We start from the raw sequence: 17,303 nt of genomic DNA on the forward strand, positions 1-17,303 counted from the left end.
GAGAAGCGGTCTCAGGTCAGGTAGCGGTAGGCGGGTGAGTTCGGATCCAGGCGCTCGCACTGGATCGGGGCCTCGTCCATGCGCTTGAGCAGGGACTCGAGACCATCCGGCACACCCAGCTCGATACCGACCAGCGCGGCCCCGGTCTCCCGGTTGTTGCGCTTGACGTACTCGAACAGCGTGATGTCGTCATCGGGGCCCAGGACCTCGTCCAGGAAGCGGCGCAGCGCACCGGGCTCCTGAGGGAAGTCCACCAGGAAATAGTGTTTCAGCCCCTGGTGCACCAGCGAGCGCTCGATGACCTCGCCGTAGCGGGAGACGTCGTTGTTGCCGCCGGAGAGCAGCACCACCACCGTCGAGCCCGGCTCCACCTCGACCTCGCGCAGCGCCGCCGCCGCGAGCGCGCCCGCGGGTTCGGCGACGATGCCCTCGTTCTGGTACAGCTCCAGCATGGCGGTGCAGATGGCGCCCTCGTCCACATGCATCATGCGGAAAGAGCCTGCGCCCGAACGGGTTTCGGTGCTGGTCAGCAGGGGCAGCGAGGCGTGCGAGCGGACCTGGCCGCCGAAGCGCACCACCGCCTGGTACCCGACCGCGCCGACCCGGCGCACGGCCGCGCCGTCGACGAAGGGATCGATCTCGGGCAGCGTCACCGGTCCCCCGGCCACCAGCGCCGCGGTCATGGATGCCGCGCCCGTGGGCTCGGCCGCCAGGATGGCGGTCTGCGGGGCCCGCTCGCGCAGGTAGGTCGCGATACCGGCCAAGCAGCCACCGCCGCCGACCGGGACCACCACCAGATCGGGCTGGCTGCCGAGCTGTTCGAGGAACTCCGCGGCGATGGTGCCCTGCCCGGCCGCGGTGCGCGGATCGTCGAAGGGCGGGACCATGGTGGCCCCGGTGCGCGCCACATCGTCGGCGGCGGCCGCGGCGGCCGCGTCGTAGGTGTCGCCGATGGCGATGAGCTGCACGAATTCGCCGCCGTGCACGCGGATTCGGTCGCGCTTCTGCTTCGGGGTGGTGGTCGGCACGTAGATGCGGCCCCGCACGCCCATCGCCTTGCACGCGAAAGCCACGCCCTGGGCGTGGTTTCCGGCGCTGGCGGTGACCACGCCGGCGGCCTTCTCGGCCTCGGTGAGCTGCACCATGAGGTTGTAGGCGCCGCGCAGCTTGTAGGAGCGGACGGCGGTGAGGTCCTCGCGCTTGAGGTAGACCTCGGCCCCGGTCAGCGCCGACAGCCGCGGAATCCGTTGCAGCGGCGTCGGCTCGATAATCTCCGAAATTCGCTTGGCAGCCGCGTCGATCTCATCCGCCGTCAGTTCGGGCAGCGGACCGGACACCTTCGTTGCTACAGCAAGCGGATCAGACACCCGAACATGCTAGCCGGGGGCATGCGGCGACCTGCGCTCGGAGCCGATAAAGGGCGGGGTTCGACCTTATTCACCAAGCGCCGGACGTGATTGAACTCGCAATCTCGCGCCGAGCTGGACGAATGATCAGGTGAGCGCTGAGGAGGTACCGGCTCCGCTTTGCGACCCGCGCGAATTGATAGCTAACGTCGATTTCGCTTGCTCTACCCGAGAATCAACCCAGAAAGCCACAAGCCTGATGAATTTCCGTAAGCCCGTTGCCATTACGCTGACCGCCGCCGCCATCACGGCCGGTATCGCCGCGGGCACCGCGACCGCCTCCGCCGCCCCGCTGGACCTGCAGCCGGTCGCCACCAACCCCGACGCGCAGAACCACGATCCGCTGGCCAACGGCGCCGCCGCGGGCGCGGGCATCGGCGCCGCGTCCGGCGCGATCCTCTCCCTGCCGGCCATCATCGTCCCGGGTATCGGCTCGGCCGCGGTGGGCAGCGCGGCGCTCAACGGCGCGGTCGTCGGCGGCGTCGTCGGCGCGGTCACCGGTGCGGTCGCCCCGGACGTCGTGCCGCAGATCCTGCCCTGAGGCCTCGCCCCGCATGACGCGGCAACACCGGTGATCCGGTAGGTGTACAACCGCGAAAATGCCCCGGTCACAACGTGACCGGGGCATCTTCTTATCGACCGTCGCGCTTCCCGGCGCCGCGGCGGGCGAGATTCAGGGGCGGGGAGTCAGGACGAACAGCGGGATCTCGCGGGTGGTCTTCTTCTGGTACTCGTCGTAGTCCGGCCAGACCTCGGTGGCGCGCTTCCACCACAGGGCCTTCTCGTCGCCGGTGACCTCGCGGGCGTCGTAGTCGCGGACCTGGTCGCGGTCGCGGAGCTCGACGTGCGGGTCGGCCTTGATGTTCCAGTACCAGACCGGATGCTTGGGAGCGCCGCCCAGCGAGGCGACGGCGGCGTACTCACCGTTGTGCTCGACGCGCATGAGCGGGGTCTTGCGGAGTTTGCCCGTCTTGTTGCCGCGGGTGGTGAGCAGGATGATCGGCACGCCGCGCAGTTCGTGACCCTCGGCGCCGTCCGAGTTGTCGTACTGTTCGGCCTGTTCGCGGGCCCAACCGGACGTGCTGGGTTCGTACTCTCCGTTTAGTGGCATGACCTGCTCAACCGCTCGGGTTCGTGTGTTGTTCCCGACAGTAAGTTCGGTTGCCCGAACTTTGGTTCACCGTCTACCCTGACCGTATGGCAGTGGTTCACCCTACGGACACCGAGCGGGTTGCCGCGCGTCCCACCGTGGATATCGCCGGGACCCCGTGGCCGGTCTACAAGCTGGAAGCCTTGTTCGCCGGTGTCGTGGTCTGCCTGATGCTCGCGCTCATCACCGGTTCGGTCCAGGCCGCCGTGCTCGGCGCGGCCACCGTCGCCGCCCTGCGCTGGGTGCTCGGCGCGGCACGCCGCTGACCACCGGGTTTCGCTTCGGCTAATTCACCGCCGCCGCCCGTGTCTTTCGGGTGTTTTCCGCTATTTCTCCGTTAACTTTGGTCGCATGAGGCTGTCCACCTGGGGCGTTCTCCTGCTGTCCATCGGGGCGGCAGTCGGCTACGCGCGGCCCGCGCACGCCGATATCGTCACGCTGGCTCCCCACGAACGGACCTATCAGTCCACCTTCGGCAGCTTCACCGTCGGCAATCGCGACGAGTTCATCAACCGCATCGCCCCGCTGAACCAGGTGGGCACCAGCCGCGAAGCCCTGGTCAGCAATATGGCCTACGCCCGCGTCGACGGCATCGCGGGCGGCCAGCTCAAGACCGGCTATCACGTCGGCTGCTCGGTGACCATTCCCAACACCAGCCTCGGGGCCATCCCCCAGGTCTACGTGCCGAGCGCAACCGTCGGCCAGTCGCCCTCGCTGGCGCTCATCGGACCCAATATCCAGGTGCCGATGAGCGTCAACCTGGCCCCGGGCGAGGTCAAGGATCTCGAGATCGCGACCAAGGACCTCATTCCGGGCAAGACCGTCCAGGTCATCATGCGCGACTTCCATATCGCCGTGAACCAGTGCGCGGGCCCGGTTTCCATCCGGCAGTACACCTACATCTACGCCAAATCCGCCGAAACCGACGACAGCGGAGCGGTTTTCGGCGACCCCACCTGGCTGTAGCGGCGGCCTCGGCCGCCCGAGTGATCGGGAGACCCCATGCCCTTGCGCGTGCCCCGCTCCATCCGGATGTCGGCCGTCGTCGTGGCCCTGCTGACGGCGGGATTGACCGCGCTGCCGGTCGCGGCGACGCCGCCTGCGCCCGCGGCGGCCGATCCGGGTGATCACTCGATTACCTTGGCGGGCTTGGGGTTCGGAAAGAACTTGCTGTTCCCGGGCCGCTCGCACGAGGTGTCGCTGACGCTGCCGATCCTGCCGGGGCTGGCCCCGGCCGCGCTCACCGGCACGGTGCAGCTGCCGCCGCAGCTGGCGCGGGGCACCCTGGAGGCGCGCTCGGCGCAGCGGCTGCTGGATCGGGTGGAGCTGCCGCGGGATCCGCGCACGCCCATCCGGATCTCGTTGGCGGGCGCGGAGGTTCGGGGCAATGCGGTGGCGGTGACGCTGACCTCGTCGCTTTCGCCCGAACCCGGGATCTGCCCCGACGACTGGCTGGGGCAGCCGTTGACGCTCAGCGACGCGGCCGTCACCTATTTCGGTGAGGAACAGCAGCCGACCACGGTGGCCGAGTTCCTGCCGCCGGTGCTGCAGAAGCTCACCATGTACCTCCCGGCGAATCCGTCGCAGACCGAGAGCGCGGCGGTCCTCGCGCTGAGCACGGCCGCCGCCGCCCGCTACACCAATCAGCCGGTCGCGGTGGAGGTGCGCCGGATCGATTCGGGCGCAACGGTTCCCGACCATCCCCCGGCCTTCCTGGAGCGGCAGGTGGTGATCCGTGCGGGCTCCGATACCGGGTTGCGGATCAGCGGCGGACCCGCGCCCGCACTGACCGTCTCCGGTGACGAGAAGTCGATGCCCACCCAGATCCGCCTGCTCACCAGCGACCTGGCCCGCGCGGCCATGGCCGGATCGGCGGTGGCGCTGGGTGTTCCGGTCGCCCCGCAGCTCGCGCCGGACTCGATCTCGCTGGCCGCCCTGGGCCAGAACCAGCTCAGCGCCACCGCCGTGGGATACGTCCGGGTGAACTTCACCCTGGATATGACCCGGCTGGGCCGCCCGTCCCACAACGTGCGGGTCAACCTGCACGGCAACCACACTCCCCTGCCCGACACCCTCAACGGTCAGCTCGCCGTGACCGTCGGCGACCGGCAGATCGCGGCGTGGCCGGTCGACCCGTCGGGGCGCTTCGACCAGTGGGTCAGCATTCCCAACGAGCTGCTGTCGCGGTTCACCACGGTGTCGGTGACCCTGCAGCAGGCCGGTCTGACCCACGGGTGCGGGTTGGAGCAGCCGGTCACGCTGACCATCAACCCCGACGGCGAGGTGCAGAGCAATGCGGCGCGGCCGCCGGTGCCGGGCGGGCTCGGGGCGGTGCCGCAGGCGCTGCTGCCGCAGGTGCAGGTGGGCCTGCAGACGCCCGGTTTCGCCGACACCGTGCGCGCCACCCAGATGCTGGTGGCCATCCAGCGGCTGACCGCGGTGCCGCTGCGGCCCGAACTGGTGTCCTTCGACACCGCGGCGGGCAGTGACCAACCGGCCGTGCTGGTGGCGGCCGACGGCGGTGTCCCGGGTTCGATCGTGCTGCCGTTGGACCGCAGCGGCGACACCCTCATCGTCTACGGCGACGACGCCGATCTGGAGACGAAGATCGAGCTGCGGCCGCCACTCTCGTTCGGATCGTTGCAGGCCACCTGGACCGGTAAGCGCCTGGTGGTGGTCGGCACCTCGACCCAGGCGCCCGAACACCTGGACCGGCTGCTGAATTGGCTGCTGGCGGACCCGGATCGGTCCTTCCGACTGTCCGGCCCGGTGCTGTTGCAGGCGGGTGACCGGGAACCGGAGTTCTTCGATCCGGCGGCCGGGATAACCGAGCAGATCGCCGCGGCGGGCAAGAGCGACTCCCCCATTCCGGTGGCCGCCCGGCTCGCCCTCGCGGGCGGGGTCGTATTGGCGGTGGGCCTTCTCGCGGCGCTGGTCATCCTGCTGCCGCGCAAACGTTCTCGCTGACATGAGCGTGTCCGCGACCCTGGAGGCGCATGCCCGGACCCGTCACCTGTGGGACGGGCTGCACTGGCGCACGATGGTGCGGTTCGTCATCGTGCTGCTGTGCACGCTGATCGCGTTCGGTTACACCTGGCTCGAGCTGATCGGCGACCTACGCCACGATTCCGATATCGGCTATGTGTTCGTGCTGGCAGTGGTCGCGATCTTCGCGGCAATCGGAATCGCCTTGCGGCACCGGGACGAACTGCCCATCTACGACCGCCAGACCGACGTCATCGTGGGCCTGATCGGACTGGCCCTGTCGGCGGCGTTGCTCGGGCTGCTGGTGTTGCGCTACCCCTACCAGTACGAAGTCCTGCATCTGGATCTGATCGCGGCCCCGCTGTTCCTGATGAGCGTGAGCATTTTGGCGTTCGGGCTGCGGCCGGTGTTCCGGTTCTGGCCCGCCTGGCTGTTGCTGCTCGCCGCGTTTCCCCCGCCCTACCGCCAGCTGGTGGTGCTGCTGGGCGGCAGCAGTGTTGCCGACGGCACCGTGACGCTGCTGCTCGGAGCCGCGGCCGCCGCGATCGGATCCGGCCGCACCTGGCGGCGGGCCGTGGTAGCCGTCGTGCTCACCCTCGCCCTGGGTGCGATCGCGCTGGTGGTGCTGTGGCGGTGGTTCCCGGACGCGCCGCTGCTGGTGTATCAGGCGGTGCCGACAATTCTGGCGGTGTACCTGTCGACCACGATCATGTATCTGAACCACCGGAACTGGTCGACGGTGAAGCCGCTCGATCGTCCGGTGCGCCCGCTCACCGCCGCGTCTTCACGCGGCGCGCTGGCTACGGCGGTGGTGGCGGCGGCCCTGATCGCACCCATTCCGGTGCCGCACGAATACGGCGTGGATTATCCGAAGCTCGCCGCGCTGGAGATCGCCGACGCCCCCGCCGTACCACCGGGCTGGCAGGTGTTCAGCGAGCGCGAATACCCCTGGGCGCCACGCTACTTCGGTCCAGGCACGTCGTGGACGCGCCGATTCATGGTAGCGCAGCGCGGTAATCCCGACTGGGACAAGGAGTCCCGCCGCCGCCGGATCGTGGTCGATACCGAGCGCTCCGCCAATCTCAATGACATCGAGCGGCTTCCGCAGTTCGTGCTGTACTCGCTCAACCAGCCGCGCATCAGCGCGCCGGTCCGAATCGACCTGGGCCACGGCATCACCGGCCGCCTCAATACCGTGGTCGACGACCGCCGATTGCTGAGCTGGACCTGGATGAGCTGGCGCTGGCGCGGCCGAGGCGGCGCGGAACGCATCAGCCTCATCTCCGCCGACAATCACCTGCCCGACGCCGAATTCCCCCGGCCCGAGCCGTCGTTGGCGCGCAATACCGAGAACATGCTGCATCAGATCCTGCGCGGCAATGCTGTGTCCATCGATCCGGAGACCGAGAAACAGGACGCCGAGTCGGAGTACAAGGACCGCGAAATGCTCACCACGGTGGCCCGCGAGATCGTCCGGATCGGAGCCGGCGGATGACCCCGGAGCTGCCCGGCCTCGCCACCGAATCGGAGCGCGCGCGGGCCCTGCACGCGGCCGTGCACGGGCTGCGCGAGACCGACCCGATGTCCTCGGCGTCGGTGGCTTTCCTGCCGTGGCAACGCAATACGCTGCTCGCGGCGCTCGCGATCGCGGTGGTGTGCGCGGTGCTCGCGCCGCGCTGGACCCTGGTCGTCCTGGTCGCGGCGTGCACGCTCGGCTACACCGCCGTCATGGTCGACCGCGTACTGATCTTCGCGCGGGGTATGCCGCGCGACGCCATCCTGCATGTCGACGACGAGCGCGCGCGGGCATTGCCCGCGGACCGGCTGCCGCCCTACACCATCCTGGTCCCGGCCTACGGGGAGCCCGAGGTGGTCGGCGATCTCATCGCGGCGCTCAACGGCCTGGACTACCCGCACGACCGGTTGCAGGCGCTGCTGCTGCTCGAGGAGGACGACACCCCGACCATCGAGGCCGCGCACGCCGCCGGAATCGGTTCGGCCGGAAGCGAACACATCACCATCGTGCTGGTGCCCGCCGCCGACCCGCGCACCAAGCCGAAGGCGTGCAATTACGGATTGCACGCCGCGACCGGCGATATCGTCACCATCTACGACGCCGAGGACATCCCGGATCCGCTTCAATTGCGCCGTGTGGTCGCCGCTTTCGAGGAGCTGCCGCGCTCGGTGGTGTGCGTTCAGGCGAAGCTGGCGTTCCACAATGCCCGGCAGAATCTGCTCACCGCCTGGTTCACCATGGATTACGGGCTCTGGTTCGGATTCCTGCTGCCGGGGCTGATGCGCAGCAGCGCGCCGATTCCCTTGGGCGGCACCTCGAATCACTTCCGGCGCAATGTCCTCACCGCGATCGGCGCGTGGGATCCCTACAACGTCACCGAGGACGCCGATCTGGGTGTGCGCATCGCGGCGCGCGGCTATTCCACCGCCGTCATCGATTCGACCACGCTGGAGGAGGCCAATCCGGATCCGATCAACTGGATCCGGCAGCGGTCCCGTTGGTACAAGGGCTATTTGCAGAGCTGGCTGGTGCACGCCCGGCGACCGGTCGAGTTGTGGCGCAAGATCGGGCCGGTCGCGTTCCTGCGGTTCACGCTGTTCCTGGCGGGCACGCCGATCATCGCCTGCCTGAATCTGCTGTTCTGGTTCGTCACGCTGGCCTGGATCTTCGGTCAGCCGCGGATCATCGAGGAGGTGTTCCCGGCGGCGGTGTACTTCCCGGCGCTGCTCGCGCTGGTGCTCGGCAATGCGATGACGGTGTACATGAATCTGATCGCGTGCCGCGAGAACGGCCGCCCCGACCTGCTGGTGGCGTGCCTGCTCTCGCCCGCGTACTGGCTGTTGATGGCCATTGCCGCGACCAAGGGCTGCTGGCAGCTGATCCGGAATCCGTCGTACTGGGAGAAGACGTTTCACGGGCTGGGCACGTCCACGGAGGCTGCCGAGTGAGCATGGACCGGGCGCCGCGCGCGATCTTCGCCGCTTCGACGCTGCTGTACGTGGTCACCGGTATGTTCCTGACCGCCGGTCGCGGCTACCTGATGGGCGATGCGCTCAGCCGCGTCTCGGCCACGGAATCGGCGCTGTTCAGCCGGGATCCGCACCTGTCGGCCATCGGCTTCGTGTTCACGCCGCTCACCGCGCTGGCGCAATTGCCGTTCGTGGCGCTCGCGCGCTGGATTCCGGCGATCACCCGGTGGGGGCTGTCGGGTGTGGTGATGACCGCGCTGTTCATGGCCGGTGCGGTGGTCATGGTGTGGGGCATCGGCCGCGATCGCGGTGTGCCGGTGTGGTTGTGCGCGCTGGTGACCGCCGTGTTCGCGCTGAATCCGATGGTGGTGTTCTACGGCGGCAACGGAATGAGCGAGGCGCTGTTCCTGTTCTGCCTGTGCTGGGCGGTGCGGCGGCTGATGCGCTGGGTGACCACGGACGGGGTGCACGATCTGGTGGCGTGCGGGATCGCGCTGGGGCTCGGGTATCTGACCCGATACGACGCGCTGGCTCCCGCCGCGACCGCGGGGGTGTTCGTGTTCGCGCTCAGCTACTACCGGCGTCGCACCGCCCCGCACCGATTCAGCGGTGCGGCAATGGATCTGGTGCTGATCGCGGCGCCGGTCGCGCTGGCGTTCGTGGTGTGGGCGGCCACCAGCTGGCTGATCACCGGGCAGGCGTTCCAGCAGTTCACCTCGCAGTACGGCAATTCGGCGATCCTGGCGCAGGAGGGGGCGACGGCGCCGGGGCATCCGCTCGCGGCCGCGCAATACTCGATCGGGGCGATGCTCATCCTCGCGCCCGCGCTGCCGATGCTGCTGCCGGTCGCCGGGGCGCTGGCCATCCGGCGGCGCGAGCTGACGCCGCTGGTGCCGATGCTGCTGTGCGGGTCGGTGCTCGGCTTCCAGATGCTCAGTTACGCAACCGGTTCCACCTTCGCGTTCCTGCGGTTCTATGTGGCGGCGATTCCGCTGACCGCGATCCTCGCGCTGCTGATTCCACCTGCACGGGGAGTCGTGCCCAGTCGCAGGCTGGGGGCGTTCGCGAGCCAGGACGAGCGCGGTACTCCCGAACCGGCCATTCGCCCGAGGCGCACAGCCGTGGGTCCGTTGACCGCCGTAGCGGCCGCCCTGGCGGGCCTGATGCTCGTCGTCTCGGTGCCCGTCACGGCGCGCGGCATGAACAGTCAGATGATGGCGGTCCAGGAGTACGCATTACGCGCCGTCCTGTTCCCGGATCCGCAGGACACGAGCGACAAATACCTCGATGCCGAGCACATCGCCTACACCTTCGCCGCCGAACGCCGCCTGGCCGACCATCTCGACGCCATGGACCTGCCGCGCGGTTCCATCGTCATGGACACCGTCTACGGCTTCGCGGTGCAGATCGCCTCGAAACACCCGGATCGCTTCGTCATCCCCTCCGACCGCGATTTCGTGCGCACACTGAACCGCCCCCTGGAACGCGGCGTCAAATACATTCTGTCGGTGCCGAATACCGGACGCGGCACCTCCGACGCGGTGAACCGCCGCTACCCGACCATGTACGAGAACGGCGCGCAGATCGCCACCTTGGAGCTGGAGATTCCCAATGACGGCGCGGGCCAGCCGAATTGGCGGCTGTACCGGGTCATCGGCAGTTGACCGTCACTGAAGCCTCCAGCACGAGAATCGAACCGGTTCAGCCGAGTGTGGTCTGGTGTGCCACGACCTGCCAGAGCGGATCGTCGGGGCCCACGTCGTAGGTGCACTGATCGGGGCGCGGATCCGGGACGTAGGCCCAGATCAGCGCGCCCGCGGTGCCCGCGGCGCGCTGGCCGGTGATCCGCCGGTCCATGAGATCGCGGCGGTCGTCGAGGCTTTCGCAGGATCCCGCGTATTCGCCGATCTCCCCGACCAGCAACGGTTTTCCGATCTCCCGCGCCTGCTGCAGCCGCCGGGCCAGGCCGTTGTTGGGACCTCCGGGCAGCGGATCGGCGTCCTCGCTGTAGTCGTGGTACTCGACCACATCGATGTTCGGGGAGCTGCTGACGAAGCCGAACGCGTCCCTGGCGGTACCGCATTGGCTGCCTCCGACGTATCCGGCGAAGATCAGCCGCCCGGGGTCCAGCTCCCGCACCAGCTGTCCGGCGTCGTCCATGAAGGTGCGCAACACCTGGGCGGCATCCTTCGGGCAGGTGCGCAACCGCAGATCGCATTGACTGCCCGCGCAATTCGACGGCTCCGGCTCCCCGATCAGCTCCCACCCCGCCAGCACCGGCGAACTCCGCCACCGATTGACCGCGGTGCGCACCCAGTCCCGGAAGCTCATGACCGCGCGGCCGGGAACCAGACTGTCCTGCTTCCACCCGTCGACATACCACTGCCGCTGCTTGAAGATCTCGTCCCCGCAGTCACCGCTCTGCGCGGCCAGCACCGGCAACACGAGACGCCCGTGCTTCTGCGCCGCCGCGAAAACCGCGTCCGCCGCGGTGAAGTCGAGCGCACCGGTGTTCTTGTTCACAGCCAGGGCCTGGAACATGGCGAACCGGGTCAGGGAATGCTCCGGCACCTTGGCGAAGAACGCGTCGAGGTCCACCTCGGCCCCACAGCCGAAGTTCACCGCGTAGTTCGTCGCCAGCTGCGGCCCATTGAACCCGGCAGGCCACCACGGCTTCCCGCGCAGCAGCAGCCCGCTCGGCGTGGCCGTCACGATCGCCGCGGCCGCGGGCGCCCCCTCAGGAACGGCAGCCGGACCGCCCGCCGAAGTCACCGGAACCGAATGCGGCCCGCTATGCCCACAGGCCGCGGACGCGGCGACCAGCACCGCCGCGACAAGCACCCCGAACCGGCGAACACGCGGCAAACGCAGCATGCCGCGCACCCTACCGCCGCAACCAACCCGAATCGCGGAGGCGCAGCCCACCCCCAACAAGATCAGGGAGCTCTCACGCCGGAATTTTGTCCGATTCCCCTGCCTGAGAGCTCCCTGATCTTGTTCTTTTGTTCTTTATCTAGGCACGCCGGTCCGACGAGCGGCCGAGCCCGCCGAACCCCGAGGATCAACCCCCCAGGCAGCCCGGCCCAAGCAGCGCCTTCAGATCACCCATCAACGCACTCGACGGCGACACCCGCAGGTTGTCAGCAACCTTCAGCGTCGTAGTCCGATCCCGAGACCCCACATGCCGAATATGCACATCCGCAGTCCCCGGATGCCGATTCAACACCCGCTTGAGCTCCCCAATCTTGTCCGGCGTACACAACCGCGTCGGAATAACCACCGACACCGGCTTATCCACACCAATAGACGAAAGATCCGGCACCACAAGGTCATTGGCAATCAGCGAAACACGATCATCGCGCGCACTGACACGAGCCTTCACCAGCACGATGGCATCCTCGGTGACATCCATCCCGTACACCGAGTACGACTGCGGAAAGAACAGCACCTCGATCCCACCGGTGAGATCCTCGAGCTGCGCCGAGGCCCACGGCAGACCATTCTTGTTCACACGCCGCGTGACATTGGCGAAGATGCCGCCGATGGTGACCTGCGCCCCATCCTTGACCTCGCCTTCCAGAATGGCCGGAATCTGAGTGTCGGACTGCGCCGCCAGCACATGCTCGACACCGTTGAGCGGATGCCCGGACACGTAGAGCCCCAACATCTCCCGCTCCAGGGCCAGCTTGTGCTTGGTCTCCCACTCCTCATCGGGCACCTTCACATTGAAGACGCTGGCAATGGACTCATCACCCTCATCCAGCCCGCCGAACAGATCGAACTGCCCGATGGCCTCGGCCTTCTTGGTCGACATGACCGCATCGATGGCATCGGAGTGCACCAGCAGCAGCCCCTTGCGCGGATGCCCGAGCGAGTCGAAAGCGCCTGCCTTGATGAGGGATTCGGTGACCTTCTTGGTGCAGGCCACCGCGTCGATCTTGTTCAGGTAGTCGGAGAAGTCGGTGAACTTCGACTTCTCCTTGCGCGCCTGGATGATCGAGGCGACCACGTTCGCGCCGACATTGCGCACCGCGCCCATGCCGAAGCGAATGTCCTTGCCCACGGAGGCGAATTCGAGTTCGGACTCGTTGACGTCGGGCGGCAGCACCTGGATGCCCAGGCGGCGGCAGTCGGCCAGGTAGACGGCGGCCTTGTCCTTGTCGTCGCCGACGGAGGTGAGCAGACCGGCCATGTACTCGGCGGGGTAGTTGGCCTTCAGGTACGCGGTCCAGAACGACACCAGGCCGTAGCCCGCGGCGTGCGATTTGTTGAACGCGTAACCGGCGAACGGGAGGATCGTGTCCCACAGCGCCTTGATGGCGGGCTTGCTGAATCCATTGCCCAGCATGCCCGCTTCGAAGCCCTCGAATTCGGCCTCGAGGACCTCGGCCTTCTTCTTACCCATGGCGCGGCGCAGAATGTCTGCTCGGCCGAGCGAGTATCCGGCCACTTTCTGCGCGATCTGCATGATCTGCTCCTGATACACGATCAGGCCGTAGGTATCACGCAGGATGTCTTTCAGCGGCTCTTCCAATTCGGGATGAATCGGCTTGACCTCTTGCCGCCCGTTCTTGCGGTCGGCGTAGTCGTTGTGCGCGTTCATGCCCATGGGGCCGGGGCGGTACAGCGCGAGCACGGCGACGATGTCCTCGAAGCCGGTGGGGATCATGCGGCGCAGCAGGTCTCGCATGGCGCCACCGTCGAGCTGGAAGACGCCGAGAGTGTCACCGCGCGCGAGCAATTCGTAGGTGGCGGGATCTTCCAGGGGCAGCGTGTCGAGGTCGAGTTCGATGCCGCGGTTGTTCTTGATATTGACCAGCGCGTCACCGATGACCGTCAGGTTGCGCAGGCCCAGGAAGTCCATCTTCAGCAGGCCGATGGCCTCGCAGGACGGGTAGTCCCAGCCGGTGATGATCGCGCCGTCCTGCGCGCGCTTCCACACCGGGATGGCGTCGGTCAGCGGCTCGCTGGACATGATGACCGCGCAGGCGTGCACGCCGGCGTTGCGGATCAGACCCTCCAGACCGCGCGCGGTCTCGTAGATCTTGTTGACGTCCGGGTTCGTATTGATGAGCTCGCGGACCTCGGCGGCCTCTTTGTACCGCTCGTGCTCGGGATCCATGATGCCCGAGAGCGGAATGTCCTTGGCCATGATCGGCGGCGGCAGCGCCTTCGAGATCTGGTCGGCGATGGCGAAACCGGGCTGGCCGAACTGGACTCGCGCCGAGTCCTTCAGCGCCGCCTTGGTTTTAATGGTGCCGAAGGTGATGACCTGGGCGACCTTGTCGCTGCCCCACTTCTCGGTCGCGTAGCGGACCATTTCACCGCGGCGGCGATCGTCGAAGTCGATATCGATATCGGGCATGGACACGCGCTCGGGGTTGAGGAAGCGCTCGAACAGCAGACCGTGCGGAATCGGGTCGATATTCGTGATGCCCATGGCGTAGGCGACCAGCGAACCGGCCGCCGAGCCTCGGCCCGGGCCGACATTGATGCCGACGCTGCGGGCGTAGGTGATGAGGTCACCGACGACGAGGAAGTAGGCCGGAAAGCCCATTTCGTTGATGACGCCGAGCTCGTACTTGGCGCGCTGGACGTACTCCGCGGGCGGCCCGCTCGGGAAGCGGCGGTCCAGGCCCTTCATGACCTCGTGCTCGAGCCAGCTGGCCTGGGTGTGGCCCTCGGGCACCGGGAAGATCGGCATCCGGTCGCGGTGCTTCCACACGTCCTCGTAGGACTGCACGCGTTCGCCGATGAGGACCGTGTTGTCGCAGGCGCCGGGGACTTCCGCGTCCCAGATGGCGCGCATCTCTTCGGCGGACTTCAGGTAGTAGCCCGAGCCGTCGAACTTGAAGCGGGTCGGGTCGGACAGCGTCTTGCCGGTCTGAATGCACAGCAGCGCTTCGTGATTGCCCGCGTCGTGCTCGTGCACGTAGTGGCAGTCGTTGGTGGCCAGCGGCGGGATGCCCAGCTTCTTGCCGACCTCCAGCAGGCCCTCGCGCACCCGGCGCTCGATGGACAGGCCGTGGTCCATCAGCTCGAGGAAGAAGTTCTCGGGGCCGAAGATCTCCTGCCACTTGGCGGCGGCCTCCAGCGCCTCGCGCTCGTGGCCCAGGCGCAGGCGGGTCTGCACCTCGCCCGAGGGGCAGCCGGTGGTGGCGATGATGCCCTCGGCGTGCTCGGCGATGATGTCGGCGTCCATGCGCGCCCACTTGCCGAGCTGGCCCTCGATGGAGGCGAGGCTCGACAGCTTGAACAGGTTGCGCAGACCGGTCGCGTTCTCGGCGACCATGGTCATGTGGGTGTAGGAACCCGAACCCGACACGTCATCGCTCTTCTGCGACGGGTCGCCCCACAGCACGCGCTTGGTGTTGAAGCGGGACTCCGGGGCGATGTAGGCCTCGATGCCGATGATCGGCTTGATGCCCTGCTTCTTGGCGGAGTTGTAGAACTCCGAGGCGCCGTACATATTGCCGTGGTCGGACATGCCGACGGCGGTCATGCCCAGTCGTGTCGCCTCTTTGAACAAGGGCGTGATCTTCGCCGCGCCGTCGAGCATCGAGTACTCGGTGTGGTTGTGGAGATGGACGAATGATCCCGACGAGGCTGACACACGGGCAGTTTATGCGGACTCTCCGACACCCTTCGCACCTGAGCGGAGTGTCGCCGGTTCCGCCCACGAAGTCCCAGGAAACTGACGTGGGCTTACGGCGTGGCGAACCCTGCGTGTCGGATTCGGCCCGCGGTCGGCAATGGCGAAAATCACTGTGGCATCGGCTCGGTGATAATCAAGCGGTGGACAGGTTGCGACGGGTTTGCGCGGGCGGGACGGCATGACCGCCGCCGCCATCCTGGTCTCCGGTGTGCTGATCGCGGGCGCGCTGCTGGCCTGGCCACGCACCCGGCGCACGGTGACCACGCCCGCCGAGCGCGCGGTGCACATGGTGCTGCACACCGCCTCCGAGGCGGCGCGGCCGCTGCGGCGCGGGCTGACCGCCGACTCGGCCGCCGAGGCCGCACCGCATCTGCGGGCGCTGACCGGGGCGCAGGCGCTGGGCATCGCCGATGCCGAGGGCGCGCTGCTGGCGTGGGAGGGGCCGCATCCGGAATTGGCGGGGATCTTCACCGATGCGGCCCGGCGGGCCATTTCGACCGCGCGGCCGCTGCTGGTCGCAGGTCCCGGCGCGGGTGGCCACACCGTGATCGCCCAGCCGCTGTCCACCGAATACGGCGGGATGGTGGGCGCGCTGGGGGCGGTGGTCAGCGGGCAGCCGGATCCGGGGATGCTGGGCGCGGTGGCCGAGGTGGCCCGATATGCCTGCGGGCACATCGAATTGGCCGAACTCGACGCCTCGCGGGCCCGGCTCGATCGTGCCGAAGTGCGGGCGTTGCGGGCGCAGATCAGCCCGCATTTCATCTACAACGCCTTGAACACCATCGCGTCGTTCGTGCGGACCGATCCGGCGCGGGCGCGGGAGCTCATCCTCGATTTCGCCGACTTCACTCGGTATTCGTTCCGTACCGCGGGCGAATTCACAGTGCTGGCCGACGAATTGAAGAACATCGATCGGTATCTGGTGCTGGAGCGCGCCCGCTTCGGCGACGCGCTGCAGGTCCGGCTCCAGGTAGCTCCGGAGGTGCTGGGTGTGGTGCTGCCGTTCCTGGCGTTGCAACCGCTGGTGGAGAACGCGGTCCGTCACGGCCTGGCTCCGCAACCGTCCGGCGGCACCTTGACGCTCGTCGCCGCCGACGAGGGCACCGACTGCGTCATCACCATCGAGGACGACGGTGTCGGCATGGATCCCGATCTGCTCCGCTCCGGTGCGCTCGACGCGATCGAAAAGGGTTCCGTCGACGCTCCTTCCGGCGAATCCGCCCATATCGGCCTGGCCAATGTGGACGACCGCCTGCGTGCCGCCTTCGGGGACGACTACGGGTTGATCGTCGAAACCGCGCCTCGGGCGGGCACCAAGGTCATCATGCGCATCCCCAAATTCCGCGCCGGCATCCATCCCTGACGGTCGGTCCGCCCACCCCTCTCCTATCGGACAAACCGCCCCGTACGATGACCCCGTTGTGACTCAGACCACCGTGAATGGACCGGGCGCACTGCGCGTACTGGCCGTCGACGACGAGAAGCCGGCTCTGGACGAGCTGGTCTACCTGCTGCGCACCCGCCCCGAAGTCGGCGAAATCCACCAGGCCACCGACGCCACCTCAGCCCTGCGCGTCCTCCGAGCCCACCCCGTCGACGCGGTCTTCCTCGACATCAACATGCCCGGCCTCGACGGCATGGAATTGGCCGGAATCCTCTCTGAATTCGCAACACCCCCCGCCGTGGTCTTCGTAACCGCCCACGACGACCGCGCGGTAGCCGCCTTCGACCTGGGCGCCGTCGACTACCTCCTGAAACCGATCCGCGAAGCCCGCCTAGCGGAATCGGTCCGCCGCATCGCCACCGGCCACGCCCCATCCGCCCGCACAACCGAACGCCCACAGCCCGAACCAACCGACCCCCACGCCGTCATCCCCGTCGAACTCGGCGGCGTCACCACCCTCGTCACCCGCGACAGCGTGAACTGGGTAGAAGCCGACGGCGACTACGCCCGCCTACACACCGAATCCGCCTCCCACCTGGTCCGAATCCCCCTCTCCGAACTGGAAAACCGCTGGCGCGAAGCCGGTTTCGTCCGAGTCCACCGCTCCTACCAAGTCGCCCTCCGCGAAGTCAACGCCCTGCGAACCGTCGGCACCAGCACGGTCGTCTGCCTCCGCAC

General features: G+C 67.8%; 13 protein-coding genes. 9 read left to right on the top strand and 4 right to left on the bottom strand.

Annotated elements, in window-relative coordinates:
• Window positions 1-11: 11 nt before the first annotated feature.
• On the bottom strand, window positions 12-1,367 hold the full coding sequence (gene ilvA, locus ACAM49_RS23975; protein WP_369637806.1) for a threonine ammonia-lyase IlvA: 1,356 nt from the start codon (window positions 1,365-1,367) through the stop codon (window positions 12-14).
• Between the two features lie 238 nt (window positions 1,368-1,605).
• Here ilvA and ACAM49_RS23980 point away from each other — a divergent pair, with 238 nt between their 5' ends.
• Window positions 1,606-1,947, top strand: a complete 342-nt coding sequence (locus ACAM49_RS23980) for a hypothetical protein (RefSeq protein WP_157514010.1) — start codon at window positions 1,606-1,608, stop codon at window positions 1,945-1,947.
• A gap of 132 nt (window positions 1,948-2,079) precedes the next feature.
• Here ACAM49_RS23980 and ACAM49_RS23985 read toward each other — a convergent pair whose 3' ends face one another.
• On the bottom strand, window positions 2,080-2,517 hold the full coding sequence (locus ACAM49_RS23985) for a nitroreductase family deazaflavin-dependent oxidoreductase (protein ID WP_369637807.1): 438 nt from the start codon (window positions 2,515-2,517) through the stop codon (window positions 2,080-2,082).
• Between the two features lie 86 nt (window positions 2,518-2,603).
• Here ACAM49_RS23985 and ACAM49_RS23990 point away from each other — a divergent pair, with 86 nt between their 5' ends.
• The 6 genes from ACAM49_RS23990 to ACAM49_RS24015 all read left to right on the top strand — a co-directional run bounded on the left by ACAM49_RS23990 (window position 2,604) and on the right by ACAM49_RS24015 (window position 10,190).
• Entirely contained in the window at window positions 2,604-2,822 is a 219-nt protein-coding gene (locus ACAM49_RS23990; protein ID WP_369637808.1) for a hypothetical protein, read from the top strand.
• 85 nt (window positions 2,823-2,907) lie between these two features.
• Window positions 2,908-3,522 (top strand): MspA family porin, encoded by a 615-nt coding sequence (locus ACAM49_RS23995; RefSeq protein WP_369637809.1) that lies wholly within the window; start codon window positions 2,908-2,910, stop codon window positions 3,520-3,522.
• Between the two features lie 36 nt (window positions 3,523-3,558).
• The gene (locus ACAM49_RS24000; RefSeq protein ID WP_369637810.1) at window positions 3,559-5,523 is read left to right on the top strand and encodes a hypothetical protein; all 1,965 of its coding nucleotides are present in this window, start codon (window positions 3,559-3,561) and stop codon (window positions 5,521-5,523) included.
• A gap of 1 nt (window position 5,524) precedes the next feature.
• The gene (locus tag ACAM49_RS24005) at window positions 5,525-7,036 is read left to right on the top strand and encodes a hypothetical protein (protein ID WP_369637811.1); all 1,512 of its coding nucleotides are present in this window, start codon (window positions 5,525-5,527) and stop codon (window positions 7,034-7,036) included.
• The gene (locus tag ACAM49_RS24010; protein WP_369637812.1) at window positions 7,033-8,505 is read left to right on the top strand and encodes a glycosyltransferase; all 1,473 of its coding nucleotides are present in this window, start codon (window positions 7,033-7,035) and stop codon (window positions 8,503-8,505) included. Before ACAM49_RS24005 ends, ACAM49_RS24010 begins: the two co-directional genes overlap by 4 nt.
• A gap of 2 nt (window positions 8,506-8,507) precedes the next feature.
• Window positions 8,508-10,190, top strand: coding sequence for an ArnT family glycosyltransferase (locus ACAM49_RS24015; protein ID WP_369637818.1), 1,683 nt, complete (start codon window positions 8,508-8,510; stop codon window positions 10,188-10,190).
• A gap of 37 nt (window positions 10,191-10,227) precedes the next feature.
• Here the strand turns inward: ACAM49_RS24015 and ACAM49_RS24020 are convergent, their stop codons facing one another.
• Both ACAM49_RS24020 and dnaE read right to left on the bottom strand, forming a co-directional pair.
• On the bottom strand, window positions 10,228-11,400 hold the full coding sequence (locus ACAM49_RS24020; protein WP_369637813.1) for a beta-mannosidase: 1,173 nt from the start codon (window positions 11,398-11,400) through the stop codon (window positions 10,228-10,230).
• A 187-nt stretch (window positions 11,401-11,587) separates the two neighbouring features.
• Window positions 11,588-15,139, bottom strand: coding sequence for a DNA polymerase III subunit alpha (dnaE, locus tag ACAM49_RS24025; protein WP_369637814.1), 3,552 nt, complete (start codon window positions 15,137-15,139; stop codon window positions 11,588-11,590).
• A gap of 220 nt (window positions 15,140-15,359) precedes the next feature.
• Between dnaE and ACAM49_RS24030 the strand changes: the two genes are divergently transcribed.
• Complete coding sequence (locus tag ACAM49_RS24030; protein WP_369637815.1) at window positions 15,360-16,544, top strand: sensor histidine kinase; 1,185 nt, start codon at window positions 15,360-15,362, stop codon at window positions 16,542-16,544.
• 58 nt (window positions 16,545-16,602) lie between these two features.
• Window positions 16,603-17,303, top strand: a 701-nt coding sequence (locus tag ACAM49_RS24035) for a LytR/AlgR family response regulator transcription factor (RefSeq protein ID WP_369637816.1), incomplete at its 3' end; no start/stop codon positions are given.

The sequence above is a fragment of the Nocardia sp. JMUB6875 genome (assembly GCF_041154655.1).
Taxonomy (GTDB): domain Bacteria; phylum Actinomycetota; class Actinomycetes; order Mycobacteriales; family Mycobacteriaceae; genus Nocardia.